This is a genomic window from Rhizobium sp. PP-CC-3G-465 (assembly GCF_004343445.1).
Taxonomy (GTDB): domain Bacteria; phylum Pseudomonadota; class Alphaproteobacteria; order Rhizobiales; family Rhizobiaceae; genus Ferranicluibacter; species Ferranicluibacter rubi.
Genome location: NZ_SLYH01000008.1, coordinates 72153 through 98625 on the forward strand (window position 1 = coordinate 72153; position 26473 = coordinate 98625).

The 26473-nt window shown below is 64.1% G+C and carries 22 protein-coding genes; 11 read left to right on the plus strand and 11 right to left on the minus strand.

The window, feature by feature from the left end; translation table 11 throughout:
- Positions 1-20: 20 nt before the first annotated feature.
- From C8J33_RS21560 to C8J33_RS21575, 4 genes are read left to right on the plus strand one after another with little or no spacing between them, the layout of a single operon-like run.
- Positions 21-1271 (plus strand): sarcosine oxidase subunit beta family protein, encoded by a 1251-nt coding sequence (locus C8J33_RS21560; RefSeq protein WP_110802716.1) that lies wholly within the window; start codon positions 21-23, stop codon positions 1269-1271.
- Between the two features lie 22 nt (positions 1272-1293).
- Complete coding sequence (locus tag C8J33_RS21565; RefSeq protein ID WP_110802650.1) at positions 1294-1572, plus strand: sarcosine oxidase subunit delta; 279 nt, start codon at positions 1294-1296, stop codon at positions 1570-1572.
- Positions 1569-4532 carry a sarcosine oxidase subunit alpha family protein gene (locus tag C8J33_RS21570; protein ID WP_110802649.1) on the plus strand — a complete coding sequence of 988 codons (2964 nt, stop codon included), beginning with the start codon at positions 1569-1571 and terminating at the stop codon, positions 4530-4532. The genes C8J33_RS21565 and C8J33_RS21570 overlap by 4 nt, the downstream gene beginning before the upstream one ends.
- Positions 4525-5076, plus strand: a complete 552-nt coding sequence (locus tag C8J33_RS21575; RefSeq protein ID WP_110802648.1) for a sarcosine oxidase subunit gamma family protein — start codon at positions 4525-4527, stop codon at positions 5074-5076. The genes C8J33_RS21570 and C8J33_RS21575 overlap by 8 nt, the downstream gene beginning before the upstream one ends.
- 61 nt (positions 5077-5137) lie before the next feature.
- Here C8J33_RS21575 and purU read toward each other — a convergent pair whose 3' ends face one another.
- The 6 genes from purU to C8J33_RS21605 all read right to left on the minus strand — a co-directional run bounded on the left by purU (position 5138) and on the right by C8J33_RS21605 (position 11226).
- A complete protein-coding gene (purU, locus tag C8J33_RS21580; protein ID WP_110802647.1) occupies positions 5138-6022 on the minus strand; it encodes a formyltetrahydrofolate deformylase in 885 nt (294 codons plus the stop codon).
- 72 nt (positions 6023-6094) lie between these two features.
- The gene (glnT, locus tag C8J33_RS21585) at positions 6095-7402 is read right to left on the minus strand and encodes a type III glutamate--ammonia ligase (protein WP_110802715.1); all 1308 of its coding nucleotides are present in this window, start codon (positions 7400-7402) and stop codon (positions 6095-6097) included.
- Positions 7403-7550: 148 nt separating this feature from the next.
- On the minus strand, positions 7551-8879 hold the full coding sequence (locus tag C8J33_RS21590; RefSeq protein ID WP_110730733.1) for an FMN-binding glutamate synthase family protein: 1329 nt from the start codon (positions 8877-8879) through the stop codon (positions 7551-7553).
- Between the two features lie 18 nt (positions 8880-8897).
- Complete coding sequence (locus C8J33_RS21595) at positions 8898-9584, minus strand: GXGXG domain-containing protein (protein ID WP_132665296.1); 687 nt, start codon at positions 9582-9584, stop codon at positions 8898-8900.
- Positions 9585-9653: 69 nt separating this feature from the next.
- Entirely contained in the window at positions 9654-10556 is a 903-nt protein-coding gene (locus tag C8J33_RS21600; protein WP_132665297.1) for a class II glutamine amidotransferase, read from the minus strand.
- 88 nt (positions 10557-10644) lie between these two features.
- A complete protein-coding gene (locus C8J33_RS21605; protein WP_110802645.1) occupies positions 10645-11226 on the minus strand; it encodes a helix-turn-helix domain-containing protein in 582 nt (193 codons plus the stop codon).
- A gap of 573 nt (positions 11227-11799) precedes the next feature.
- On the opposite strand from C8J33_RS21605, the gene C8J33_RS21610 reads away from it, so the two are divergent.
- The 7 genes from C8J33_RS21610 (at position 11800) to C8J33_RS21640 (ending at position 21244) form a co-directional block, all read left to right on the plus strand.
- The gene (locus C8J33_RS21610; protein WP_110802643.1) at positions 11800-13512 is read left to right on the plus strand and encodes an APC family permease; all 1713 of its coding nucleotides are present in this window, start codon (positions 11800-11802) and stop codon (positions 13510-13512) included.
- 78 nt (positions 13513-13590) lie between these two features.
- Complete coding sequence (locus C8J33_RS21615; RefSeq protein WP_110802642.1) at positions 13591-14193, plus strand: dimethylamine monooxygenase subunit DmmA family protein; 603 nt, start codon at positions 13591-13593, stop codon at positions 14191-14193.
- Positions 14190-15155 (plus strand): PDR/VanB family oxidoreductase, encoded by a 966-nt coding sequence (locus C8J33_RS21620; RefSeq protein WP_110802641.1) that lies wholly within the window; start codon positions 14190-14192, stop codon positions 15153-15155. The genes C8J33_RS21615 and C8J33_RS21620 overlap by 4 nt, the downstream gene beginning before the upstream one ends.
- Before the next feature lie 13 nt (positions 15156-15168).
- On the plus strand, positions 15169-16209 hold the full coding sequence (locus tag C8J33_RS21625; RefSeq protein ID WP_132665298.1) for a heme-dependent oxidative N-demethylase family protein: 1041 nt from the start codon (positions 15169-15171) through the stop codon (positions 16207-16209).
- A gap of 55 nt (positions 16210-16264) precedes the next feature.
- Positions 16265-17398, plus strand: coding sequence for an aminomethyltransferase family protein (locus C8J33_RS21630; protein WP_110802639.1), 1134 nt, complete (start codon positions 16265-16267; stop codon positions 17396-17398).
- Between the two features lie 67 nt (positions 17399-17465).
- Positions 17466-18821 (plus strand): NAD(P)-binding domain-containing protein, encoded by a 1356-nt coding sequence (locus C8J33_RS21635; RefSeq protein ID WP_132665299.1) that lies wholly within the window; start codon positions 17466-17468, stop codon positions 18819-18821.
- 32 nt (positions 18822-18853) lie between these two features.
- Positions 18854-21244, plus strand: coding sequence for a DUF1989 domain-containing protein (locus C8J33_RS21640; RefSeq protein ID WP_245507242.1), 2391 nt, complete (start codon positions 18854-18856; stop codon positions 21242-21244).
- A gap of 41 nt (positions 21245-21285) precedes the next feature.
- Here the strand turns inward: C8J33_RS21640 and C8J33_RS21645 are convergent, their stop codons facing one another.
- The 5 genes from C8J33_RS21645 to C8J33_RS21665 all read right to left on the minus strand — a co-directional run bounded on the left by C8J33_RS21645 (position 21286) and on the right by C8J33_RS21665 (position 26380).
- Positions 21286-22491, minus strand: coding sequence for an SMP-30/gluconolactonase/LRE family protein (locus C8J33_RS21645; protein ID WP_245507243.1), 1206 nt, complete (start codon positions 22489-22491; stop codon positions 21286-21288).
- Positions 22492-22581: 90 nt separating this feature from the next.
- A complete protein-coding gene (locus C8J33_RS21650; RefSeq protein ID WP_110808098.1) occupies positions 22582-23577 on the minus strand; it encodes a hypothetical protein in 996 nt (331 codons plus the stop codon).
- Between the two features lie 24 nt (positions 23578-23601).
- The gene (locus C8J33_RS21655) at positions 23602-24180 is read right to left on the minus strand and encodes a hypothetical protein (RefSeq protein WP_110802634.1); all 579 of its coding nucleotides are present in this window, start codon (positions 24178-24180) and stop codon (positions 23602-23604) included.
- The gene (locus tag C8J33_RS21660) at positions 24177-25382 is read right to left on the minus strand and encodes a glycosyltransferase family 4 protein (RefSeq protein ID WP_422038829.1); all 1206 of its coding nucleotides are present in this window, start codon (positions 25380-25382) and stop codon (positions 24177-24179) included. Before C8J33_RS21660 ends, C8J33_RS21655 begins: the two co-directional genes overlap by 4 nt.
- Positions 25379-26380, minus strand: a complete 1002-nt coding sequence (locus C8J33_RS21665; RefSeq protein ID WP_245507244.1) for a glycosyltransferase family 4 protein — start codon at positions 26378-26380, stop codon at positions 25379-25381. Before C8J33_RS21665 ends, C8J33_RS21660 begins: the two co-directional genes overlap by 4 nt.
- Positions 26381-26473 lie beyond the last annotated feature (93 nt).

The window sequence follows — 26473 nt, forward strand, 5'->3', positions numbered from 1 at the left end:
CCCGGCACGACGGCACACACATGCGCTACTCCGCCCTCTCCCTTCTGATGAACGGTCTCCGCGGCAACAAGGCCTGGACGCCGGCCTGGCGGCAGCCGGAGCCAAAGGCGCAGTACGACGTGATCATCGTCGGCGGGGGCGGCCACGGGCTGGCGACGGCGTATTACCTCGCAAAGACCTTCGGCATCACCAATGTCGCGGTGCTCGAAAAAGGTTACGTCGGCTCCGGCAATGTCGGCCGCAACACGACGATCATCCGCTCCAACTACCTCTTGGCCGGCAACAATCCGTTCTACGAGCTGTCCATGAAGCTCTGGGAGGGGTTGGAGCAGGACTTCAACTTCAACGCCATGGTGTCGCAGCGCGGCGTTCTCAATCTCTTTCACTCGGATGCCCAGCGCGATGCCTATACGCGGCGCGGCAATGCGATGCTCTTGCATGGCGTCGATGCGCAGCTGCTCGACCGCGCGGCAGTGCGGCAGATGCTGCCTTTCCTCGATTACGACAATGCGCGGTTTCCCATCCAGGGCGGCCTGTTGCAGAAACGCGGCGGTACGGTGCGACACGATGCGGTGGCCTGGGGCTATGCCCGTGGCGCCGACCAGCGCGGCGTTGATATCATCCAGAATTGCGAGGTTACCGGCATCCGCCGGGAGAACGGCCGCGTCACGGGCGTCGAGACCAGCCGAGGTTTCATCGGCTGCGGCAAGCTCGGGCTGGCGGCGGCCGGCAACTCCTCGCGCGTCGCGGAGATGGCGGGTATCAAGCTGCCGATCGAGAGCCATGTGCTACAGGCCTTCGTGTCCGAAGGACTGAAACCCTTCATCGACGGGGTTGTGACCTTCGGAGCCGGGCATTTCTACGTGTCGCAATCCGACAAGGGCGGCCTCGTCTTCGGCGGCGATATCGACGGCTACAATTCCTATGCGCAGCGCGGCAACCTTGCGACCGTCGAGCATGTCGCGGAGGCGGGCAAGGCGATGATTCCAGCGCTCTCGCGCGTCCGGGTGCTACGCTCCTGGGGCGGCATCATGGATATGTCGATGGATGGATCGCCGATCATCGACCGCACATATCTCGACAATCTCTACCTCAATGCCGGCTGGTGCTATGGCGGTTTCAAGGCGACCCCCGCCTCCGGCTTCTGCTTCGCGCATCTTCTGGCAAAAGGCGTCTCGCACGAGACCACGCGCCAGATGCGGCTCGACCGGTTCGAGCGAGGTTACATGATCGACGAAAAAGGCCAGGGCGCGCAGCCCAACCTTCACTGACACTCTCAAGGAAGCACCTGATATGGCCAGTCTCGTCCCCTGCCCGCATTGCGGCGCGCGACCGAAAGAAGAGTTCACCATCCGCGGTGCAGCGCTCGCGCGACCGCTCGCCAATGCAGATCCAGCGGCGTGGATGGAGTACGTCTACCTGCGCGACAACCCGCGCGGCCGCTACGAGGAGCACTGGCATCATACGGCCGGCTGCCGGCGTTGGCTGGTGGTGACGCGCGATACCGCCAGCCACGAGATCGCGGCGAGCCGCGATGCCGCGCTCGATACGACCGGAGCCCCACACCCATGACCCCTTATCGCCTTCCGGCTGGCGGCCTCATCGACCGCCGCTCTCCGCTCGCCATCACATTCGACGGCAAGCCGCTGACGGGCTTTGCGGGCGACAGCCTCGCCTCCGCCCTGCTTGCCAACGGCCGGCTGCTCGTCGGCCGCAGCTTCAAGTATCACCGTCCGCGCGGCATCCTCACGGCCGGTGCCGCCGAGCCGAATGCGCTGATGACCATCGGAGAAGGTGGCCGCACCGAGGCCAATAGTCGCGCGACGATGCAGGAACTCTATGCCGGTCTCGAGGCGCGCAGCCAGAGCCGCTGGCCGTCGCTTGCCTTCGACATCGGCGCGCTGAACGGCCTCCTCTCGCCCTTTCTCGGCGCGGGCTTCTACTACAAAACCTTCATGTGGCCGGCGCCCCTTTGGGAAAAGCTCTATGAGCCCTTCATTCGCAAGGCCGCCGGCCTCGGCACGGCAAGCGACGTGGCGGACCCGGACGTTTACGAAAAATGCTGGGCGCATTGCGATCTGCTGGTCATCGGCGCCGGCCCCGCGGGACTTGCCGCTGCGCTGACGGCCGGGCGGGCAGGTGCCCGGGTCATTCTGGTCGACGAGCACGCGGCGGCCGGCGGCACGCTTTTGTCGGAGACAGCGCGGATCGGCGGACGGTCGGCGCCGGATGCCGTGGCGCAGACGATGGCCGAGCTGGACGCGCTTGCGAACGTCACCATTCTGCTGCGCACCACCGCCTTCGGCTGGTACGACGGCAATGTCTTCGGGGCCGTCGAGCGCGTGCAGAAGCATGTCCGCTTGCCCGCCGCCGCCCGGCCTGTGGAGCGGCTCTGGCGCATCGTCGCGAAGAAAGCGCTGCTCGCAACCGGTGCGGAGGAGCGGCCGCTCGTCTTTGGCGGCAACGACATTCCCGGTGTCATGATGGCGGGCGCCATGCGCACCTACCTCAACCGCTATGGCGTTGCACCCGGCCGGCAGGTCGCGATCTTCACCACCAATGACAGCGGTTATGCGCTGGCAGCCGATCTGGAAGCGCACGGCCTCACACCGGTCGCTATCATCGACAGCCGGGAGGACGCCGCACCACCTTATACCGGTAAGGCGCGCATCGTGACGGGCGCCGTGGTTTCCGATGCGCAGGGCGGCAAGGCGCTCTCCTCCATCACGGTCCTGCGGAACGGCCAAGCGGAAACCGTGAAGGTGGATGCGCTGGCCATGGCCGGCGGCTTCAGCCCGATCATCCACCTCGCCTGCCATCGCGGCGGCAAGCCGCAATGGTCGGATATGCAATCCGCTTTTCTCGCGCCCGGCGATCTCGTTGGCCTTGATCTTGCCGGTGCCGTCGCGACGACGGCCGGCATCGCCGCCTGCCTCGACGAGGGCGCGCGGAAGGCTGCGGCGCTTCTGGATGAGATGTCCATCAACGCGACCCCGGCAAGCTTCGGTGCCGTCGAGGGCGACATCGTCTCGGCGCCTGCCCATCCGCTCTGGACCGTGCCCGGCGTCAAGGGCAAGGCCTTCGTCGATTTTCAGAACGACGTGCACCGTGGAGATCTCGATCTCGCCGTGCAGGAAGGCTATGGCCATGTGGAGCTGGCCAAGCGCTACACGACCAACGGCATGGCGACAGACCAGGGCAAGCTCTCCAACGTCAACGCCATCGGCCTGCTGGCAGAGGCGCGGGGACTGTCTCCGGCCGATGTCGGCACCACGACCTTCCGGCCGTTCTACACGCCGGTGTCCTTCGGGGCGCTTGCCGGTGCCCATCACGGTCGCGATTTTCAGCCCGTGCGCCGCTCGCCGCTGCACGACTGGGCGCGCCGGCTCGGCGCAACCTTCGTGGAGACCGGGCTCTGGTATCGCTCGTCCTTCTTCCCGCGCGCCGGCGAAACCACGTGGCGCGAGAGTGTCGATCGCGAAGTGCTGAACGTGCGCGCCCATGCCGGGCTCTGCGACGTCTCGATGCTCGGCAAGATCGAGATCTGCGGCCGCGATGCCGCGGAATTTCTCAACCGCGTCTATTCGAATGCCTTCCTGAAACTGCCCGTCGGCAAGGCGCGCTACGGCCTGATGCTGCGCGAGGACGGGATGATCTACGACGACGGCACGACGAGCCGCCTGTCGGAGAACCACTATGTCATGACCACCACAACGGCTTACGCGGCTGGCGTGATGAACCATCTCGAATTCTGCGCGCAGGTCCTGTGGCCGGGTCTCGATGTGCGCCTCGCCTCCTCCACCGACCAGTGGGCGCAGATGGCGATCGCGGGACCGAAAGCGCGTCTCATCCTGCAGGCGATCGTGGACGAGGATCTGTCCAACGACGCCTTCCCTTTCCTTGCCGCCCGCGAGGTCTCGCTGTTCGGCGGCGCGCTGCACGGACGCCTCTTCCGCATCTCGTTCTCCGGCGAACTGGCCTATGAACTCGCCGTGCCCGCCGGCTACGGCGAGAGCGTCGCGGAGGTGCTGATGGAAGCGGGCGCGCCGCACGGCATCCAGCCTTATGGCGTGGAGGCGCTCGGCGTGCTGCGCATCGAGAAGGGACACGTCACCCACAATGAGATCAACGGAACAGTGACGGCTGCCGATCTCGGGTTCGGCAAGATGGTCTCGGCCACCAAGCCCGACTTCATCGGCAAAGCCATGGTCGGGCGTCCGGGCCTCGTGGATCCCGAGCGCGCGCAACTCGTGGGCGTCCTGCCGCTCGACCCGAAGACATCGTTCCGTACCGGATCGCATATTCTGGCCCGCGACGCCGCGGAGACGCTCGAAAACGATCAGGGCTACGTCACATCAAGCGCCTATTCACCCCATGTCGGCTCCACTATCGGGCTTGCACTCGTCACGCGCGGCGCGGAGCGTCACGGCGAGGCGGTGATGATCTGGAACGGTATCCGCAACGAGTTCACGCCCGGCCGCCTCTGCGACCCGGTCTTCCTCGATCCAGGACACGAGAAGCTTCATGTCTGATTTCCGCATCACGCCCCAAATCACGCTAAAGACCGCACTTCAAGGCTGCACGCGCCTTGTCAGCCGAACGATCACGCTGGAGGCTCTGCCGGAGGGGCATGTTCTGCACGTGCTGGGCAAACCCGGCGAACCTCTTTCCATGGCCCGGCTCGAAGGCCTTTCCGACGGCACGCCGCATGCGGTGCGCGCCGCCGGTCCCGGTCAGTGGTTCATCGTCGGCGACCGGGCAAAGACGCATTCCGAGCTTGCCGACCTCTTTGCGGCCATTCAGCCTGAGGCTTTCGGCGTGGACCAGAGCGCGGGTCGTATCCGTATCCGGGCTAGCGGCCCGATGGTCGAGCGGATGCTGGCCAAGGGCACGGCGGCCGATCTCTCGCTGTCGCACTTTCCGATAGGATACGCCACGACGACGCTCATCGGCCACATCGCCGCCCACGTCACCCGCGTGGGCGCCGACGCCTTCGAGATCATGGTCCTGCGCGGCTTCGCCCAGAGCTTGTGGGACGATCTCGCGCGCATGAGCGGCGAGTTTCTCGAAGACTGAGGGGCGTTATACCATGTGTCGATGATAGGAACCTATAGGTTCCTATCATCGACACTTGGTATTAGCCCATGCGCTCGGAGGCGTAGCCGCCGGGGCTTGCCGGGAAGACGACGGTGCGGTTGCCGTTGAGGAAGACGCGGTGATGGATATGTGCGTGGATGGCGCGCGACAGCACCTGCGCCTCGACGTCCCGGCCGATGGAGACGTAGTCGGCCGCGCTCTGCGCATGGGTGATGCGGGCGACGTCCTGTTCGATGATCGGACCTTCGTCGAGTTCGGCCGTCACATAATGCGCCGTCGCGCCGATCAGCTTCACGCCGCGCCCATAGGCCTGTTTGTAGGGGTTCGCCCCCTTGAAGCTCGGCAGGAAGGAGTGGTGGATATTGATGATCCGACCCGACATCCGCGCGCACATGGCATCCGACAGAACCTGCATGTAGCGGGCGAGCACGACGAGGTCCGCGCCGGACTGCTCGATGAGTGCGAGAATCCGCGCTTCCGCCTCCGGCTTGTTGGCCTTGGTCACGGGGATATGGTGGAACGGAATATCGTGGTTGACGACCACCTTCTGGTAGTCGAAATGGTTGGAAACCACGGCGACGATCTCGATCGGCAGCGCGCCGATCTTCCAGCGGTACAGAATATCATTGAGGCAATGCCCGAAGCGCGAGACCATCAGCACGACCTTCATCGGCGCTGCCGGATCGTGGAACCGGTAGTCCATGGCGAAAGGCTGCGCGATAGCCTGAAAGCCGGCCTCGATCGCCTCAAGCGGCAGGCCGTCCTCCGAACGGAATCCAATGCGCATGAAGAAGCGGCCGGTCTCCAGATCGTCGAACTGGGCGCTGTCGACGATGTTGCAGTGCTTGTCGGCAAGGTAGGTCGAGATGGCGGCGACGATGCCGCGCCGTGACGTGCAGGTGACGGTGAGGACGAACGGGTTCAAGACGCGTCCTTTCGTTTGAGCAATGATGACGTTCGACCCGTGTCGCTAGGCCGGTGGGGAAATGCCGGATGCCTAGACATCGAGCGTCGTCTCCCTCTCCCAGTCTGTGAAATGGCTGCAATAGCTCGTCCACTCGCCATGTTTCAGCTTGAGATAGGCGGCGGAAAAACCCCTGCCCATCGCCACCTGTAACGCGTCGTCCTTCTCATAGTCGCGCAGGGCGTCGAGCAGGTTCAGCGGCAGCCGCGGCGCGTTCGTCACCGTATGGCCTTCGCGATACATGTCGATATCGTGATGCGGGCCGGGATCGGCGTTGGTGCGCATACCCGACATGCCCGCGGCAAGGATGATCGCCTGTAACAGGTAGGGGTTGACGGCGCCGTCCGGCAGACGAAGTTCGAAACGGCCGGGGCCGGGAACGCGCACCATATGCGTGCGGTTGTTGCCGGTCCATGTCACCGTGTTCGGCGCCCAGGTGGCCCCGGACACGGTGCGTGGCGCGTTGATGCGCTTGTAGGAATTGACGGTCGGGTTGGTGATGGCCGCAAGAGCTGAAGCATGCTTCATAATGCCACCGAGGAAAGTCTTTCCGGTCGCGGAAAGCCCGAACGGCATGTCGGGGTCGGCAAAGACATTGGTTTTGCCCGCCAGATCCCAGACCGAGATATGGGCGTGGCAGCCATTGCCGGTCAGCCCCTTGAAAGGCTTCGGCATGAAGGTGGCGCGCAGCCCGTGCTTCTCGGCGATGGATTTGACCATGAACTTGAAGAACGAATGTTTGTCGGCCGTGGCGAGAACATCGTCATATTCCCAGTTCATCTCGAATTGGCCGTTCGCGTCTTCATGGTCGTTCTGGTAGGGCTTCCAGCCAAGTTCCAGCATCGCATCGCAGATCTCGGCGATCACGTCGAACCGCCGCATCACGGCCTGTTGGTCGTAGCAGGGCTTTTCCGCCGTGTCGTACACGTCGGAAATGACCGATCCGTCGGCGGAGGTGAGGAAGAACTCCGGCTCGACGCCGGTCTTGACCCTGAGCCCCATCTCGGCGGCTTCCGCCACCAGCCGCTTCAACAGCACGCGCGGCGCCTGGTCGAGCGGCTTGTCGTCCATTCGGCAATCGGCCGCCACCCAGGCCACGTCCTTCTTCCACGGCAGCTGGATCACCGAGGACGGGTCCGGCAGCGCGAAGAGATCGGGATGGGCCGGCGACAGGTCGAGCCAGGTCGCAAAGCCCGCAAATCCTGCGCCATCCGCCTGCATGTCGGCGATGGCCTGCGCCGGCACGAGCTTGGCGCGCTGGGCACCGAAAAGATCGGTGTAACTGATCATGAAGTAGCGGATGCCGTGCTCCGCGGCATAGGTCGAGAGATCCAGTGTCACGTCGTTCCCCTTATGGATTATCAGACACTTAACGATGGCGAACCGCATCCTCCCAAACGCGGTCCTGCCTTTCCGTCCGGCCGGAGCATCCCTCGGCGAAGCTTGGTCGCTTCGTCTCATGGTGATGCCGCGAAAACGGGACGGTCTGTCAGAAGCCTCCCTTGCCCGGGTACCAGCTGGTGCCGGCGAGCGGGATCTGCGCCATGGCGGCAGCTTCCATCGTCAGCGCGCAGAGGTCTTCGGGCTCCAGATTGTGCAGGTGGTTCTTGCCGCAGGCGCGTGCGATCGTCTGCGCCTCCAGCGTCATGACCTTGAGGTAGTTGGCAAGCCGGCGTCCGGCCGCGACCGGGTCGAGGCGGGCAGCGAGTTCCGGGTCCTGCGTGGTGATGCCGGCCGGATCCTTGCCCTCGTGCCAGTCGTCATAGGCGCCGGCTGTCGTGCCAAGCTTCTGATATTCTTCTTCCCACTTCGGGTCGTTGTCGCCGAGCGCCACAAGCGCGGCCGTTCCGATGGCCACCGCATCCGCGCCAAGCGCCAGGGCCTTCGCCACATCCGCGCCCGACCGGATGCCGCCGGAGACGATGAGCTGAACGCTGCGGTGAAGCCCGAGATCCTGCAGCGCCTGGACGGCCGGGCGGATGCAGGCCAGGATCGGCATGCCGACATTCTCGATGAAGACGTCCTGCGTCGCAGCCGTGCCGCCCTGCATGCCGTCGAGCACGACCACATCGGCGCCGGCCTTCACGGCCAGCGCCGTGTCGTAATAGGGCCGGGATCCGCCGACCTTCACGTAGATCGGCTTTTCCCAGTCGGTGATCTCGCGCAGTTCGAGGATCTTGATTTCCAGATCGTCCGGGCCGGTCCAGTCCGGGTGACGGCAGGCCGACCGCTGGTCGATGCCCTTGGGCAGGTTGCGCATCTGGGCGACGCGGTCAGAGATCTTCTGCCCGAGCAACATGCCGCCGCCGCCAGGCTTGGCGCCCTGCCCGATGACAATCTCGATCGCATCGGCGCGGCGCAGGTCGCGCGGGTTCATGCCGTAGCGCGACGGAAGATACTGGTAGACCAGCATCTCGCTATGCCCGCGCTCCTCGTCGGTCATGCCCCCGTCGCCCGTCGTAGTCGAGGTGCCGGCGATCGTCGCGCCGCGCCCGAGCGCTTCCTTGGCATTGCCGGAAAGGGCCCCGAACGACATGCCGGCAATGGTGATCGGCGTCTTCAGGCGGATCGGCTTCTTGGCGAAACGCGTGCCGAGGACGACGGACGTGTCGCACTTCTCCCGGTAGCCTTCGAGCGGGTAGCGCGAAATCGAGGCGCCGAGAAACAGAAGGTCATCGAAATGCGGCAGCTTGCGCTTCGTGCCCGCGCCGCGAATGTCGTAGATGCCGGTGGCAGCTGCGCGCCGGATCTCGGCCAGCGTCGCATCGTCGAAGGTCGCCGACTTGCGCGGTGGGGTGTAGGGGTTGTGATAGCTCATGGATGATCCCTCGGGCCTTCAATATGCGTCGGCATTGTCGATGTTGAACGTGTAGAGCGTGCGCGCCGAACCGTAGCGCCGGAACTCCTCCGGCTTCGCATCGGTCGCGCCGGCGCGTTCGAGCAGCCCGCGCAAGGTCTCCAGATGCTCCGGCCGCATCGGCTTTTCGATGCAGTCGGTGCCGAGGCTCTTCACCGTGCCGCGCACGAACAGCTTCGCCTCGTAGAGGCTGTCGCCGAGCGCATCGCCGGCATCGCCCAGCACAACGAGATGGCCGGACTGGCCCATGAAGGCCGACATATGGCCGATACTGCCATGGACGACGATGTCGATGCCCTTCATGGAAATGCCGCAGCGCGAGGCCGCATTGCCCTTGATGACGAGAAGACCGCCCTGCCCTGTGGCACCGGCATACTGGCTGGCATCGCCCTCGATGACGACGGTGCCGGACATCATGTTCTCGGCGACACCCGGCCCTGCCGAGCCGTGGACGGTCACCGTTCCCCCGTCGTTCATGCCGGCGCAGTAGTAGCCGACGGACCCCCGCACCTCGACGGTGACGGGCGCATCGATGCCGACGGCGACCGCATGGGCACCGCGCGGATTGACGACGTCGAACGCCGTGTCGTTGGCGCCCTTGGACAGGGCGTGAAGAGCACTGTTGAGCTCGCGCAGCGGCGTGGAGGACAGGTCGAATGTCGGCATTGTGTTCCTCTATGACCGGGACGCCGGACGGAAAACCGGTTCCCACTTTTCCTGGCGTCCCTTCGGGTCTCAGGCGGCCTTCTCGTGATCCCAGAAATAGACGGTGGCGGGCTCCGGCTCCCACACGCGGGCGGTCTCGATGCCCGGCAGGTTGACCAGCGCCCGGTATTCGGAGCCGAAGGCGACGTACTGGTCGGTCTCGGCCATCACAGCCGGCTTGCAGGCGATGGGATCGCGCACCACGCCGAAGCCGGATTTCGTGCCGACAACGAAGGTGAAGAAGCCGTCGAGATCGTCAAGCGCGCCGGTCAGCGCCTCGCCCAGATCCTTGCCCTTGGCCATCTCGGCGGTGAGATAGGCGGCCGCCACCTCGCTGTCGTTCTGCGTCTCGAAGGTCATGCCCTCGCGGATCAGCGTGCGGCGCAGATTGTTGTGGTTGGAGAGCGAGCCGTTGTGGACGAGGCACTGGTCGGCGCCGGTCGAAAACGGATGCGCCCCGAGCGTCGTCACCGCCGATTCCGTTGCCATGCGCGTGTGACCGATACCGTGCGTGCCGCTCATCGCACGGACGTTGAACCGGTCGACCACGTCCTTCGGAAGTCCGGTTTCCTTGTAGATCTCGACGCTTTCGCCGGTCCCCATGATACGGATCTTCGGACGGGCCTCCGTCAAGAAGGTTCGGACGTCCGCAATGCCGGCCGTCGTTTCGACGACAGCATGCGTATCCTTGACCGTGACGCGGGCGGGAATGTTGCCGGCCACAAGCGTCTCGGAAAGGCCTGCAAAATCGACGTCCGGCTCCGCCGACTGCAGCGTCAGCTTCCATGTGCCGGCGGAGGGCGCGTTATAGATCGCAATGCCGGCGGAGTCCGGGCCCCTGTCGGTCATGGTGATGAGCATATCCGACAGCATGCGGCCAAGCTCCGGCCGCAGCGTCTCGTCTTTCAGAAACAATCCCACAATGCCGCACATGGCCACCATCCTGTTCTTTGATGGTCAAGGGCTAACATGCGCATCGGCAGATATCAATCTCCAGGAAACTTTTTTTCTTTTAAGGCAATCATTGCCCGTCTCCACCATTGCGCTTGGTGGGGTAGGAAATGATGGACAGGTAGCGTGCGGGAAGTTTCGTCAGCACGCTCGGGCCATGCGGCGCGTCGGCGTCGAAGAACAGGCTGTCGCCCGCCTCCATGTCGAACGTCCGGTCGCCATGGCGATAGGTTACCGCGCCGTCCAGCATGTAAAGGAACTCCATGCCTTCGTGCTGGAAGGTCGGGAACACGTCGGACTCCGTCGTCAGCGTGATCAGGTAGGGCTCGACCGTGACCCCGCTCGAATTGTTGTCGATATGGCCGAGCAGGCTGTACTGATGGCCGGCCCGCGTGCCCCGCCGTTCGATATTGACGCCCTCCCCCGCCTTGACGAAGATGGCGTTGCGCGGCTCCTCGAAGCTGCGGAAGAACGCGGTCAGCGGTACGCCGAGCGCCTTCGACAGCGATTGCAGCGTGGTCAACGAGGGCGATATGTTGCCGTTCTCGATCTTAGACAGCATGCCGACCGAAAGCCCCGTCGCGCCCGCAAGATCCGATACGGTGATCCCCAGGCGCTTGCGATAAGCGCGCACCTCATGGCCGATCGCCATTTCGAGATTGTTTTCCTTCGGCTCACGAACCGCATGCGGGTCCTGGGCAAGTATCACAGGTTTGGCCGGTTCCGACACATCGTCTCCCGTTGTTTGAAGAGGGTGCCGGCCCGCAAGGCCGGTGCTGGAACAGGCTCTACGGCGACAGGGGCTTGGGTCCCGAAGACGGAACGGCTCACCATTATGAAGTGCAGCATGACCTGCGGCAATCTCTATTCGGCTTGGAAAGGGCTAGCGATTGATCAGCAGGCGCACTCAAGAACGATCTTTGCCTATAAAATTTGCAAGTCTAAAAATTAAGAAGAAAATTTGTTTCTCTTAAAGAAGAACCTTTGACAAAGCGGAAACCCGGCAGCATGATCCCTCCCAAGAACCCGACAGCCGGCCCGGAAAGACACCCGACGCCGCCATAACAGGGCAAGCGCGCAACGCGTACCGGATCGCCCGGCTCTCGGACGATTTCATGCAGCAGGGGGTCAGCCAGCAACAGGACCCGCTGAACATGCCAGCCGATCTCCATCGGCTTCAATAGCAGTCGGACTTACACAAAACAGAACGTGGCGGGGAACAGCTATGTCGACAACAGTCATAAGCTCCGAGCTTTCGGAGCCGGGAAAACTGCATCGTAGCATCAACTGGACAGGCGCCTTCTGGGTCGCAAGCGGCGTGCCGGCGCTCGTCCTCTTCTCGATCGGCGGCATCGCCGGGACGGTGGGTACGCTCGCCTTCGCGGTCTGGATCGTCTCCATGATCATGGGCTTCATCCAGTCCTTCACCTATGCCGAGATCGCCGGCCTCTTCCCCAACAAGTCGGGTGGAGCCTCCATCTATGGCGCCTCGGCCTGGGTGCGCTATGCCAAGCCCATCGCGCCGCTTTCGGTCTGGTGCAACTGGTTTGCGTGGTCGCCCGTTCTCTCGCTCGGCTGCTCCATCGCCGCCGCCTACATCCTCAACGCGCTTGCCCCGGTACCGGCCGTCGACAGCGCATCCGTCATCGACTGGATCGCCGCCAACGGCGCGACGCTGACGGTGCCCGACGCGGAAAAAGCGGCCGCCGCCATCTCCGCGCTGACGCCGTCCATCCGCACCTGGACGCTCTTCCAGACGACACTCGGCCCCGTTTCGCTTTCGCTCAACGCGGCGTTCTTCATCGGCGCCATCCTGATGCTCGTCACCTTCGCCGTGCAGCATCGCGGCATTCTCGGCACCGCCAAGGTGCAGAAATATATCGGCCTCGTCGTCATCATCCCCATGGTCATCGTCGGGGTCGTGCCGCTCGTCACCGGCGGCGTCAACTGGTCCAATTTCTCTCCGCTCGTGCCGCTCGCCACCCCTTATGCGCCAGAGCCCGGTGCCTGGAACGTGGCCGGCTGGACGCTCGTCCTCGGCGGCATGTTCATCGCGGCTTGGTCGACCTACGGGTTTGAGACCGCGGTCTGCTACACCAGCGAATTCCGCGATCCCGGCAAGGATACGTTCAAGGCCATCTTCTTCTCAGGCCTCCTCTGCCTCGCGCTCTTCAGCCTCGTTCCCTTCACCTTCCAGGGCGTCCTCGGGCTGAACGGCATGCTCGCCACACCAATCGTCGATGGCTCGGGCGTTGCCGCTGCCATGGCGCACATGGTGGGTGGCGGCGCACTGATCGAGAGCCTGCTGGTCATGCTGATGATCCTCGCCCTGATGCTCTGCCTCATGACGGCGATGGCTGGGTCCTCGCGCACGCTCTACCAGGGTTCCGTCGACGGCTGGCTGCCAAAATACCTCTCCCACGTCAACGAACACGGTGCGCCGACGCGGGCCATGTGGACGGACCTCATCGTCAACCTCGTCGTGCTGGCGATCGCCTGCGCCGATGCCACCAGCTTCTTCTTCATCCTCGCCGTGTCGAATTGCGGCTACATCATCTTCAACTTCCTCAACCTGAACGCGGGCTGGCTGCACCGGATCGACTCCGGCCACATCGCGCGGCCCTACCGGGCACCGACCGTCCTCCTTGCGCTCGGCGGCATCTTCGCCTTCCTCAATGCCGTCTTCATGGGAGCCGGCGCCAAGGTCTGGAATCCGATGGCGCTGTGGGCGGGCATCATCACCGCCGCGCTGATCATCCCTGTCTTCTTCTACCGGCACTACATCCAGGATCGCGGACAGTTCCCGGCGCAGATGCTGGAGGATCTCGGCGTGAAGCCCGGCGAGACCATGCACCGCAAGGCCGGCATGCTCCCCTACCTCACGCTTATCGCCGGGGTGGCCGTGGTGTTCCTGTCCAACTGGTTCTTCAGCGCCTGAGACCCGTGCAACATGGCAGACGGCGCCATCCGCGCCGTCTGCCAATGGATCGCCTGACATTATTTTCGAGACACGACCATGCAGCCTTCCCCCATCAAAAGCCGCCCGCTCTACGGCACGCTCATACCGGTTCGACAAGCGACGCGGCATATCGCCATTGCCGAAGGCGAAGGTGCGTCAGCCGTGACCGAAGCCTTTCGCCGGCACGACGCGCTGTCCCGCACGATCATCCTCTTTTCGCCCGCACCGCGCAGCACGGATTGCCGGCAGGAGACGCTTCTGGCGTCCCTCTCCTGCGAGGCCCTGCATGTCGCATCGGGGGTCGAGGACCTGCTGGCCGAACTCGTGACGACGCTCTCTGCCGCGACCATGGGAACGCGGCTCTATGTCAGCGGCAGCGAGGATTTCATCGGCCGCGTCACGAGCGAAGCCCTGCATCAGGGCATCGATGCGGACGCGATCCAGACCGAGCATCGCGGGGGCCCCACGCGGCGCGTCCAGTGCGTTCACTGCAAGGGCTTCACGGACGGCGTTTCGGCAAGCCCTGCCCCATGCGCCCATTGCGGTCTCCACCTCCTGGTGCGCGATCATTATTCCCGCCGCCTCGGCGCCTTCATGGGCGTTTGCATCGATGCCGAGGCCCCGGGCGAGATCCCGCCGGCAGAGGCGTTCGGCGCATGAGCGGCGGCGTACAGTTTCCCGTTCGAGTGATCGAGACCGAGGCGCTGTCGCCGACCGTCAAGCGGCTGCGGCTGGCCCGGCGCGACGGGCAGGCCCTGCCGCCCTATTCCGCGGGTGCCCACACGGTGCTGACGCTCGATGGCGGCGCGCGTCTCATCCGCAATGCCTATTCCCTCCTCGGCTCGACGCGTGCCGGCGGAGCCGCCTACGAGGTCGCGGTGCTGCGCAACCCGCAGTCGCGCGGCGGCTCGGCCTTCATCCACGATCACCTGAGCGTGGGGACAGACCTCAACCTGTCGGCGCCGATCAATCTCTTCCCCTTGAACCGCACGGCCCGCCGCCATATCCTGGTCGCAGGCGGTATCGGCATCACGCCCATCGCCGCCATGGCGAGCGAGCTTGCAGCTCTCGCCCTCCCTTTCGAGCTGCATTATGCCATGCGCGATATCGCAAGCGGCGCATTTGCCGCTGAGCTTGCGGCACAGCACGGCGACCGACTGCACCTCTATGTCAGCGAAAGGCAGGAGCGGCTTTCGGTTCGCGATATCCTCGCCCACCAGCCGCTCGGCACGCACCTCTATGTCTGCGGGCCGGAGCGCATGATCGAGGGCGTGATGGCCGATGCGCGGGTCGCCGGCTGGCCGGAGAGCGCGCTGCATGCCGAGCGTTTCCTCGCACCCGAAGGCGGCGAGCCCTTCGCGCTCCGCCTTGCACGCTCCGGCATTTCCACCGTCGTCGCCCAGCACGAGACCCTGCTGGAGGCCATCGAGGCTGCCGGTGTGGACGCGCCCTACCTTTGCCGCGGCGGCGCGTGCGGCCAGTGCGAGACGCGGGTGCTCGTCGCCGACGGCGAGCTGCTGCATGCCGACCACTATCTGACGGACAGTCAAAAATCCTGCGGCGACACCATCATGACCTGCGTCTCGCGGCTGCGCGGCCGCGAACTCGTGCTCGACCTGTGATCGGAGTGACACCATGACCCTTTCGTTCAATGCCGAGACCTTCCGCGACGACTACACCTTCGCCAACAGCCCGAAGGCGATCCGGGCGTTTCCCTTTCCCTTCGAGCGCGACGACTACACCTACACGGTCAATATCGAGCAGCACGTGCCGGGACCCGTCCAGTCCGCAACCGAGTTCCCGATCCACATCGACGAGCACTACGTGGCCGAGATGCACGACCGCGCGATCACCCTGTCGCAGGACCCGCTGCGCTGCCAGTCGCTGCCGCACATGATGACGGCGGAGTGGGACCTGCTGGAGCTTTTGATGACGTCGATGGCGACGCATTATCCAGACGACTTCACCCTGACCCGCGACGGAGACAACTGGCACTGGATCAACCGGCCGCTCGGGCTCGACCAGCATTTCACCTTCGGCGATGCCTCCACCCTGCCGCAGGGACCGATGGAATACGTCACCCGCCAGTGCCAGGGCGATTTCTGCCTGCTCGACCAGCGGGACGATAATCTGTGGATGGATGCGGGCATGGTGACGACGCAGGCCGACTGGTCGCTCGATTTCGACCTCGGCATGAACTTCATGGAGTGGCATGCACCCGTGCCGCTGGCCCATGATCTGGGCATCTTCGAACGCGCGCTCAAGTTTCTCCTCAACCTGCAGCAGGGCCGCCCCGTACGCCGGCTGAACTGGACGATGACGATCAATCCGCGCCTCGACACCAGCCCGGAGAACTACCACCGCTGGGGCATCGACAAGGCGAGCGTGACGCCGGAGAACGTCGGCGACAAGGTGCATCTGCGCGTCGAGCTGCAGGCCCTCTGGCGGCTTCCGCGTTCCAACGCCATCGTGTTTTCCATCCGCTGCTACCTCATCAAGATGGACGAGCTGGTGACGCAGAAAAAGTGGGCGCGGCGGTTCCACCGCGTACTGGCGAGCCTGCCGCAGCCGATTGCCGACTATAAGGGCTTGGCGCGCTTCCGCGACACGACCACCGCGTGGCTGTCGCGCCATGACGACGGGCTTGCGACATCTCCCGGCTTTGCGCCGGACTGAACCATCTAGCGCAAGACTGAGCGAACCCACCATCGACATATGACCGGAGGACGACATGACTGCATCCTGGAGATTTTCGACCCTGGCCGACCGGCACCGGGCGCTTGGCTCAGCGCTGGAAGACTGGAGCGGCATGGGTACCGCCTGGTCCTATGACGGCGATGCCAACCTCGAATATCTGGCGATCCGCACGAAAGCGGGCCTGATGGACGTTTCCGGCCTGAAGAAGGTCCACATCACCGGCGCGCATGCCGCCCATGTCATCGATCTCGCCACCACGCGCGATGTTGAGAAGATCTATCCCGGCAAGTCCGTCTATGCCTGCATGCTGAACGAAGCCGGCAAGTTCACCGACGACTGCATTATCTACCGGATCTCCGCCAACAGCTGGATGGTGGTGCACGGCTCGGGTACGGGGCACGAGGAACTGCAGAAGGCCGCCATCGGCCGCGACGTGTCCATCCGCTTCGACGACGACCTGCACGACCTGTCGCTGCAGGGGCCGCTCGCCATCGATTACCTCGCACCGCACGTTCCCGGCATTCGCGATCTCCCGTATTTCCATCACCTCCAGACGCGCCTCTTCGGTTTGCCCGTGATGATTTCGCGCACCGGCTATACCGGCGAGCGCGGCTACGAGATCTTCTGCCGCGGACAGGATGCGCCCGCGATCTGGGATCGGATTCTGGAGGAAGGTGCCGGGATGGGCATCATCCCTTGCCGCTTCACCACACTCGATATGCTGCGGGTGGAAAGCTACCTGCTGTTCTACCCCTTCGACAATTCGCAGAAATATCCCTTTGCCGACGAAGGTCCGGGCGACACGCTCTGGGAACTCGGCCTGGATTTTACCGTCAGCCCGGGCAAGACGGGCTTTCGCGGCGCAGAGGAGCATGCGCGCCTCAAGGGGCGGGAGCGCTTCCGCATCTTCGGCCTGCTGCTCGACGGCAACGTGCCCGCCGACGAAGGCGCGCCGGTTTTGCAGGACGGCCGGCAGGTGGGCGTTGCCACCTGCGGCATGGTGTCGCCGATCACCGGGGCATCCATGGCGATCGCCCGGCTTGCGGTGGATTGCGCCGTGCCTGGCACGAAGCTCGAGGTGATGAATGCCAGCGGTTCGATCGCCGCCGCCGCCCACGCCCTGCCGTTCGACGATCCGAAGAAGCTGAAGCGCACCGCCAAGGGCTGAGACAGACAGCCGCCGGCGCACCGCGAGCCCGCAAGCCGCCGGTTTCCCGTCATTATGGAGATAGAAAATGAAGAAACGCGTTGCCGTCATCGGTGCCGGCCCGAGCGGACTGGCTGTTCTCAGAGCCTTCGAGACGGCCAGGCGCGCAGGCGTCGACGTGCCGGAGGTGGTCTGCTTTGAGAAGCAGAGCAACTGGGGCGGCCTTTGGAACTACACCTGGCGCACCGGTCTCGACGAATTCGGCGAACCCGTCCACGGCTCCATGTATCGCTATCTCTGGTCGAACGGCCCGAAAGAGTGCCTGGAATTTGCCGATTACTCCTTCAAGGAACATTTCGGCCGGGTCATCCCCTCCTATCCGCCGCGCGCCGTGCTCCATCACTACATCGCCGGACGGGTCGAGAAGAGTGGCGTCCGCGCCTATATCCGGTTCCTGACGCCGGTGCGCAACGTCGTCTGGTCTGAGGTGACGCAAACCTTCTCGGTCACCGTCAAGGATTTGCAGAAGGACGAGCACTATACGGAAGAATTCGATGACGTCATCGTCGCCAACGGTCATTTCTCCGTGCCGAACATGCCCTCCTTCCCCGGCATCGAGGGCTTTCTCGGCCGGGTGATGCACGCGCACGACTTCCGCGCCGCCGACGAGTTCGCCGGCAAGAATGTGCTGCTCGTCGGCTCTTCCTATTCGGCCGAGGATATCGGCACCCAGTGCCATAAATACGGCGCGGCGTCCGTCACCTTCAGCTACCGCACGAAACCGATGGGTTTCGACTGGCCGGACACGTTCGAGGAGAAGCCGCTGATCGCGCGCTTCGTCGGCAAGACCGCCTATTTCATCGACGGCACGAGCAAGACCGTGGATGCCGTCGTGCTGTGCACCGGCTACAAGCATTCCTTCCCCTTCCTGCCGGACGATCTGCGCCTGAAGACCAACAACCGGCTCTACCCCCTCGGCCTCTACAAGGGCATCGTCTGGGAACAGAACCCGCATCTCTTCTACATCGGCATGCAGGACCAGTATTATACCTTCAACATGTTCGACGCGCAGGCCTGGTTTGCCCGCGACGTGATCCTCGGCCGGATCGCGCTTCCCGACGCGGCCGCGCGCGATGCCGACATCAGAGACTGGCGCGCCCGCGAGGAGGCGCTCACCAACCCGTTCGAGGCCATCGACTACCAGACGGATTACGTCCGCGACCTGCTGTCGGCAACCGACTATCCTGATTTCGATGTTGAGCGGGTCGCCGAACTCTTCAAGGAATGGGAGCACCACAAGGTCGAGGGCATCCTGACCTACCGCAACAAATCCTATCCGTCCGTGCTCACCGGCGACATGGCGCCGGTCCATCACACGCCGTGGATGGATGCACTCGACGACACGCTCGAAGCGTTTCTCGGCGTGCAGGACGCCGCGGAATAGAGCATGATCGCAAGGCGGACGAGGGAGAAGACATGACACGGATCTGGGCAAGCGACACGATGCAATCCGGCCCCCCCCTACCGGCGCTTCGTCCGACATCCGCCATCGTGCGCGGCGGCGAGGCGCGTCTCTTCGCACTTCGCGCGGGCGACCGGGTGACGCTGCGCAATCTGGAAGGCGCGCAGCCGGTCGAGATCCACGGCTTCGGCCCGCCAGGGAGCCTGCAGGGGCTTCCCGCCACCCCGGCGCCCGCCACGTCCGCGTCCGCCTACGCGCTCCCACCCGCCGTCGCGCAGATCCTCGAGGCGGAACGGCGGGAGCCCCCGATATCGGCCACCCTCTTCGACGTGGAAACGCCCGCCGGGGCAGCCGTGACGCTGGAGGCCCGCGCCGACCTCCTCTGCCTCGTGGCAGTGCCCGGCCAACCCATGGCGCCCGACGCACAGGACACGCCGACCGATATCCTCGTCGATATCCTGCCGCTCGTGGAGCGCACCGGCGAGATCCCGCCACCGCTCGCCCCGCAGGTAGTGACGGACCTGCGCATCAGGGCGGCGACGGCCTCCGCCTTCCGGGTGAAAGCCGGACAGTATATCCAGATCATCGATGTCGACGGGCGCCAGTGCTCGGATTTCCTCGCCTTCGACTCAGGCGATCTGGCGGAAGGTGCCGAATTCGGCATCGACCCCACCACCACACGTACCTTGATGGGCTCGAGCTTTTCCGGCCCCGGCCTGCATTCTAAATATTTCGATGCGCGCATGCGGCCTTTGGTGGAGGTGGTGCAGGACACGGTCGGCCGGCACGACACGTTCCTGCTGGCCTGCACGGCCAAATACTATGAAGACATGGGCTATCCCGGCCATTCCAACTGCACGGAGAACTTCAACCAGGTCCTCGCCCCCTACGGCATTGCTGAACGCAAAGGCTGGCCGGCGATTAACTTCTTCTACAACACTTTCGTCGATGCGCAGGACAGGATCTCGATGGACGAGCCATGGTCGCGGCCGGGTGACTACGTCCTCTTGCGGGCGCTGACCGATCTCGTCTGCGCCACGTCCTCCTGCGCCGACGATATCGATCCGGCCAACGGCTGGATGCCGACCGATATCCATGTCCGCGTCTATGATGCCGACTGCCCGTTTGAAAAGGGAAGCGCTCACCGCATGACACCCGATGCCGAACCCCGCATGAGCCGCGAAACCGGTTTCCACCCGAGGACCTCCGCACTGACGCGCAAGTTCGAGGACTATCGCGGCTTCTGGCTGGCGAGTTGCTACAACGATGCCGGCCCGATTGCGGAGTACTGGGCGTGCCGCGAGCGCGCCGTCGTCATCGACCTTTCCGCGCTGCGCAAGTTCGAGATCACCGGTCCGGATGCCGAAGACCTGCTGCAGCTCGCCGTGCCACGCAATCTGAAGAAGCTGGCGGTCGGGCAAATCGTCTATACGCCGCTGACCTACGAGACGGGCGGCATGATCGACGACGGTACGATCTTCCGGCTAGGCCCGCACAATTTCCGCTGGGTTTGCGGCGACGAATTTTCCGGCGCCTGGCTGCGGGAACTGGCGGACAAGCATGGCCTGAAGGCCTTCGTACGCAATTCGAGCGATCAGCTGCACAACATCGCCGTGCAGGGACCCCGCTCGCGCGATATCCTCGCGCAGATAACCGTGACGCCGCCGCATCAGCCGACGCTTGCCGAGCTGAAATGGTTCCGCTTCACCATCGGCCGTATCGCCGACCGGCCGGTTCTCGTTTCCCGCACCGGTTACACCGGCGAACTCGGCTACGAGGTCTGGTGCCATCCGCAGGATGCCGTCATCGTCTGGGATGCCGTCATGAAAGCCGGCGCGCCGGAGGGACTGACGCCTATGGGTCTGGCCGCGCTCGACATGGTGCGCATCGAGGCAGGCCTCGTCTTTGCCGGCTATGATTTCTCCGACCAGACGGACCCGTTCGAGGCCGGGATCGGCTTCACCATTCCCAAGGACAAGCCGGACGCCTATGTGGGCGATGCCGCCATCGCACGACGTCGCGACCACCCCCATCGCCGCATGGTCGGCCTCGACATCGCCGGCAACGAGCCGATCGGCCATGGAGATTGCGTTCACGTCGGGAGGGCGCAGGTGGGTGTCGTCACCAGCGCCGTCAAATCCCCGATCCTCGGCCGAAGCATTGCGCTTGCGCGCCTCGATGTGGCCTTTGCCGAGATTGGAACGAAAGTGGAGATCGGCAAGCTCGACGGCCACCAGAAACGCATCCCCGCCACCATTGTCCCTTTCCCGCATTTCGACCCGCAGAAGACGCGCGTACGGACTGAAGCGCCCATCGTGATGCCTGGAATAGGCGTTGCTCGGGAAGAAAGCACCGCCTCGACGGTGGTGGACGACCCGCGGGGCTCCGTTAACAGGGGAGCGTAAGCCTCTCCCCTGTTAACACATCGCTGGGCTGGAAGCCTCGCTCACTCGGGCCGGAAGCGGAACAGGGTGAAGTCCTTGTTGGCCCAGCCGGACGGGTGGAACCAGGGTGAATCCTGAATGTGGGATGCGGTGACGTAAATGAAGCCGTCTGGGCCCTGCGAGAACGTGTCGGGCCAGCGCAGGCGACTGTCGGTCAGGACGGTTTCGATCTTTCTGTCCTGCTTGAGCAGCTTCACAGCATCAGCGCCGACGGCGCTGAGATAGATGCTGTCGTCCTTGCCCGTCCACAGGCCATCGACCGGCTCGGTCGTTGCGAACTTCTCAGCCTTGCCTTTCGCCGCGTCAGGATTGGTGCCAGCCTGCTGGAGCAAGCTGGCGTCGATGCGGTACATCGTCTTTGCCGTGACGGCCTGCCAGTAGAGTGTCGCGCCATCGTTCGACAAAGCCAGGCCGTCGGCGTTGAACATGGGTTGTCTGCCATCCGGGCGTTTCAGCGGCTTTCCGTCCGTCATGACCACGGCGTCCTTTTCCATCTGTGTGGTCGCATCGTCGCTCAGCACCCTCCATGCCTTGCCAGCGTTCAAGTCCACGACCACGAGACCGCCGGGCACGCCGGAATCCGTGAGATAGGCGAACTTGCCGTCGGGCGAGAGGCGCACATCGTTCATGTAGCTCGCGGGGCCGGCGACGTCCGCTGCGAACGGGTAGACCTTCTTCACGCTGTTGGTCTTCAAGTCGATCTGCACGAGCTTCGGGCCGTCCTTTACCGTCTTCTCCGTGTTCGGTGCGGCGGGATCGACGACCCAGAGTGATCCCTTGCCGTCGGCCACAACGCTCTGCACGGAAACGAAGTGATCGCCGGGCGTGACCTCGCTCATTCGGGCGTTGCGCCACGCATTCCATTCGTCGTTCGGGTAAGGCTTGATCGTGCCGTCCCTCATCACTTCGGCGACGGAGACCGGCACATCCTCGCTCCAGCGAGGAGAATTGACGAAGATGCGGTTGTCTTCCGATACGGTCACGCCGGTGACCTGATGATCGAACTTGGCCACCTCTTCGAGGCGCTCGTCCGTCTTGCTCGTGATCGGCGCGATCAGCTTGCGCGTCTCACTTTTGATGGTCTCCACCGTCGAGGATTGCGCTAACGACGGGCCGGTGCTGGTAAGTGTCGCGGCAAAGGCGATTGCCAAGATGGTGGGCAGGGCGGTCTGCGCAGACAGGCCAAAGCGGGAAGAGGTCGATGTCACAATGAGGTCTCCGGTTTCAGCGCAACGAACTGCGGTACGGACTCTTTGTTCCTGACGCGGAGAAACTGACGCGAGCCCTCATCGTGCTGGTCACTCCGCCGAGAAGGCACGCTGGAGTGCCTGTTCCTCGAAAAGGCGTCCGCCACCGGGTTTCAGCCCCTCATAAGCTTTCGATCTCCGGGCGACATGCTCCGCAGTAAGGTGGTGCTGGATGGCGCCGGAAAGCGCAATGAAACTCTTCTGCCAGATCCGAACAGGGCGCTCGTGGACGATGCCCTCGTAGACGACCTCGCGCCGGTTGAGGCGATATTGCACATCCGGGTAGAGATCGGAAAGACGACCATTGACCAGATTTTGGCGCGGAAGGCCGATGGAGACGGCGCCTTGCCGGTCGGCGAGCGTGGCGAGCCGCGTCAGAGTTTCCCCAAGCTTCGGCGAAATGTCTTCGTCCGCATCCAACTGAAACATCCATGAGGTTCGGCAGAGGGCTTGCAGCGCATTTCGTTGGTTGGCGAAATGGCCGTTCAGCGGGTGTGAGAACACGCTGACGAAGCCGTCGTCGCCTTCCTGTCGGGGCTCGGATGTCTCTCCGGCGCGATCGATCAGAACGATGACCGCATCCGCCCAGGACCGGTAGAGCGCTGCCGTCTCCAGGACGGCATCCGCCTCCCGTTCGGTGCACATAATACCGACCGAAAAAGGTGTCGGTGCAAGCGCGCGCAGTGACACGAGATCAGCCTCCGCCGAGAGCGTGCCATGCGGATGACGGAGTTCGTGCGCCTGCATGGCATTTTCTGGCGTGGCGGCGAGGCCGAACCGGGTTGCGATCGTGCGCATCGTATAGATGTCGCAACCGAATGGATTACCGGGATGCTTCAACGTAGGCTTCCGGGCGCAGAGATCGCGAAAGAGCGTATCGTTTTGCGTGGGAGCGAGCATGATGGCGGGCTCATCCAGCAACAAGCCGCAGTGGGAGCAGGCATATGAAAATGCACGAACGACATTGCCGCTCTGCAAGGTGCGCGATGTCGGCTCGATGCCACGCGCTCGGCAAAGCGGACAGCGGGCTGTTATGGCGTCTGGCATGCGGTGTTCCTGCCTGATCCTGCGTCAGCGCTTCGCCAAGGGGTGCAGGACGAGCCAGCCGGCCTTGTGAGCAGCCTCGAACCACGAGCGTTCGGCGCTCCAGGCATGCCCGTCCCAACCATCGAAGCCGAAGCCAAAGATGTCGAACGATGAGGATCTGGAGTCCTCGGCCTCCAGTGTCCTGAAACTGTAGAGAAAGCCGGAACTGAGAGCAGAGGTCGACAGGGCGCCATGTGCCAGCAGCGACGCGCGCGCCCTGCTCTCCGTCGCCGCATCGATCGATCCGATGTCCTTGCCGAGCGGGCCAAGACGCTCGCGAAGGCCTTCGGCATGGCACTCGTCTTCCGGTTTTTCCGACGGTGGAAAGACGAGCGTGACGCGCTCAGCATCCCGCACGGCCTTTCGCTGCGTAAATGCAGGATCGGCGAGCCATTCCGCCGGCTGTCCGCCCCGGCTGACCAGCACAAGTTCGGAGGTCTTTGTGCCGCTCGTAGACCCGAGCCCGGCCGTATTGTTGAACCTGACGACGCGATCGTAGCCGTCGAGATCGAGATCCGTGCCATCGAACTCCGGCGCGTTGCCGATGATTGCGGTCCGCTTCATAAAGCCCTCGCCGATCCGGTGTCACGATCGCCGGCAATCGCCTGCTTGTAAACCTCAAGCGTCTGGCGGCCGAGGGTGGCGCGCGTGAAGGTTCCCGCGGCCTCAAGCGCTTTCTCACGGAGGCGCGCGCGAAGAGCGGCGGACGCCAGCATTTCGCGCAGGCGTTCCGCAATGGCTCCGCCCTCCGTCGCCGAGGCCAGCACGCCTGCGCCGGTCTCGCCGATAAATTCCCGCGCGCTTGGGTCTTCGGTTGATGCGAGAATGGGGCGGCCAAAGGCGATCGCTTCCTGATAGACGAGGCCGAAACTTTCGTAGCGCGAAGGCGCTGAAACAATATGGGCGGCTTCGTAAAGATCGAATAGCACCGCGTCGGGCTGCCGCCCGAGCGCATGAATGCGCCGGCGTGCGCTGGCTGGCAATGTCTCCGGCAGGTCGCTTGCGGGCACACCCAGCAGATCCACCTGAAAATCCGGCACGAGGCCTGCATCGGCGTCTTCGGCGACGCGAGCAGTGGCATCCATGAATTCGTGAAAACCCTTCCGTGCTTCGGCCCTGCCGACGAAGAGAATGCGGAGCGGTTCCTCATGAGGCGGATACTCCGCCTCGCCTGCCCGCGTCAGCAGCGCTTGTGGCAAGGACAAGCCGATGGTCGCGTGCGGGCGGCGTGAGTCCAGACGGTAAAGCTCGGCGATCCGCCGCCCGTGATCGGATGTGTTTGATATCAGCGCCGCACTGCCGATCGCCTGCCGGCGCTCCAGCATATCCGCCACCCAGGCATCCAACCGGTTGCGGGGAGATAGCCGGCTTTCGCGCGACCAGGAGGCGGGCGTCGAGTTGCGCGTAACGAGCGGGAGATCCCGGCGCCCGGCCAGCAGCACGGCCGGCGCATACCAGTTGGTCGCCTCCACCACGTCGAACGGCGTCGTGGCATGCGCGGTGAGCACCGCATCGCGAAACCGCCGAGGTGCCGCGAGATGGCCGATGCCGGCATAGGTGCGCAGGCGCCCAAGCCGCGAACGCTCTGGGATAGCGCAGCCGATGATGCGTACGCCGTCGCTCATGCGCGCGTCGCTTCTGTCGCCGGAAAACACCGTGACCTCGCAGCCTTGCGCCAGAAGGCTCTCCGCGATTTCGCGGGCGGCGGTGGACAGTCCGCTTGGGGATGGTGGGTAATCCCAGGCGATCAGGGCCGTGCACATCATCGCTGGAGCAACCTTCGATAGATCTCCAGATAGTCCTGCGCCATGCGCCGGGCGGTGAAACGCTGCTCGAAGCGTTCACGGATCGCGCGCCGATCAAGCCGGTCGATCTGCCCGATAGCCGCCACCGCCTCTTCTTCGCTGTCGACAATGAAGCCGGTCACGCCGTGCTCCACGACCTCGGGCACAGAGCCCCGGTTCCAGGCGATGACAGGCGTGCCGCAGGCCATCGCCTCGATCATCACGAGCCCGAACGGCTCCGGCCAGTCGATGGGAAAGAGCAGTGCGCTTGCGCCGCGAAGCAGGACGTTCTTGGCGACGTCATCGACGGGGCCAATATATTCGGCGGTCGGTGAAAGGCCGGGTCTGACATAGGTATCGAAGTAGAGCGGGTTGCCGACATCGACGGTTCCGGCCAGACGAATGGGCCGGCCTGCCGCTTGTGCCACCCGTATCGCGACATCCGGGCGCTTCTGATCGGTCATGCGACCGATGAAGGCGAGATAGGGCTCCGGCGTGTCGTTGGGTTTAAAGCGCGCGGGATCGACGCCATGCAGCACGATGCCCGCGCGATTGGATTTTGGCAGCGCCTGTTCCTGCGCGTGCGAGATGGCCGCAATGGGCAGATCCGGGAAGGCGGAGAAAAACAACTCACGGTCGAGTTCATCGACGCGCCAGTGGATGGTCGTCAGAGATGTCTTGCGTTTTTCACCCAGCGTCACGGCGTGGAAGAACTCGCCGTGGAAATGCACGATATCGAAGGTGGACAGCGCGCGGCGCACCTCTTCCATACGAACCGTTTCCAGCACGGACGGGATCGATGGCGGCACAAAATCATATTTTTTTTCAAGGAATTGCAGGCTCGGCAGCGCGCCGACCCGAGGCACGGGGCAGGTGCTGTCGGAGGGTGCAAACAGCGTCACCTCGCAGCCGAGCGCTTGCAACTCGACGGAGAGGTCGTGGATCACCCGCTCCGTCCCGCCATGGTTGAGCGGAGGCACGGGAAAAATACTTGGTGCAACCTGTGCAACTTTTAGCGGCTCACTCGGTTCACGGTCGTGGTTCGGCATTTAAGGTCCTGACTGCACGGGAGA

Bases quoted from the DNA above. Each gene is read 5' to 3' on its own strand.
- C8J33_RS21560 (WP_110802716.1), top strand. From the start codon at position 21: ATGCGCTACTCCGCCCTCTCCCTTCTGATGAACGGTCTCCGCGGCAAC.
- C8J33_RS21565 (WP_110802650.1), top strand. From the start codon at position 1,294: ATGGCCAGTCTCGTCCCCTGCCCGCATTGCGGCGCGCGACCGAAAGAA.
- C8J33_RS21570 (WP_110802649.1), top strand. From the start codon at position 1,569: ATGACCCCTTATCGCCTTCCGGCTGGCGGCCTCATCGACCGCCGCTCT.
- C8J33_RS21575 (WP_110802648.1), top strand. From the start codon at position 4,525: ATGTCTGATTTCCGCATCACGCCCCAAATCACGCTAAAGACCGCACTT.
- C8J33_RS21590 (WP_110730733.1), bottom strand. From the start codon at position 8,879: ATGAGCTATCACAACCCCTACACCCCACCGCGCAAGTCGGCGACCTTC.
- C8J33_RS21595 (WP_132665296.1), bottom strand. From the start codon at position 9,584: ATGCCGACATTCGACCTGTCCTCCACGCCGCTGCGCGAGCTCAACAGT.
- C8J33_RS21600 (WP_132665297.1), bottom strand. From the start codon at position 10,556: ATGTGCGGCATTGTGGGATTGTTTCTGAAAGACGAGACGCTGCGGCCG.
- C8J33_RS21605 (WP_110802645.1), bottom strand. From the start codon at position 11,226: ATGGCGATCGGCCATGAGGTGCGCGCTTATCGCAAGCGCCTGGGGATC.
- C8J33_RS21610 (WP_110802643.1), top strand. From the start codon at position 11,800: ATGTCGACAACAGTCATAAGCTCCGAGCTTTCGGAGCCGGGAAAACTG.
- C8J33_RS21615 (WP_110802642.1), top strand. From the start codon at position 13,591: ATGCAGCCTTCCCCCATCAAAAGCCGCCCGCTCTACGGCACGCTCATA.
- C8J33_RS21620 (WP_110802641.1), top strand. From the start codon at position 14,190: ATGAGCGGCGGCGTACAGTTTCCCGTTCGAGTGATCGAGACCGAGGCG.
- C8J33_RS21625 (WP_132665298.1), top strand. From the start codon at position 15,169: ATGACCCTTTCGTTCAATGCCGAGACCTTCCGCGACGACTACACCTTC.
- C8J33_RS21630 (WP_110802639.1), top strand. From the start codon at position 16,265: ATGACTGCATCCTGGAGATTTTCGACCCTGGCCGACCGGCACCGGGCG.
- C8J33_RS21635 (WP_132665299.1), top strand. From the start codon at position 17,466: ATGAAGAAACGCGTTGCCGTCATCGGTGCCGGCCCGAGCGGACTGGCT.
- C8J33_RS21640 (WP_245507242.1), top strand. From the start codon at position 18,854: ATGACACGGATCTGGGCAAGCGACACGATGCAATCCGGCCCCCCCCTA.
- C8J33_RS21650 (WP_110808098.1), bottom strand. From the start codon at position 23,577: ATGCCAGACGCCATAACAGCCCGCTGTCCGCTTTGCCGAGCGCGTGGC.
- C8J33_RS21655 (WP_110802634.1), bottom strand. From the start codon at position 24,180: ATGAAGCGGACCGCAATCATCGGCAACGCGCCGGAGTTCGATGGCACG.
- C8J33_RS21660 (WP_422038829.1), bottom strand. From the start codon at position 25,382: ATGATGTGCACGGCCCTGATCGCCTGGGATTACCCACCATCCCCAAGC.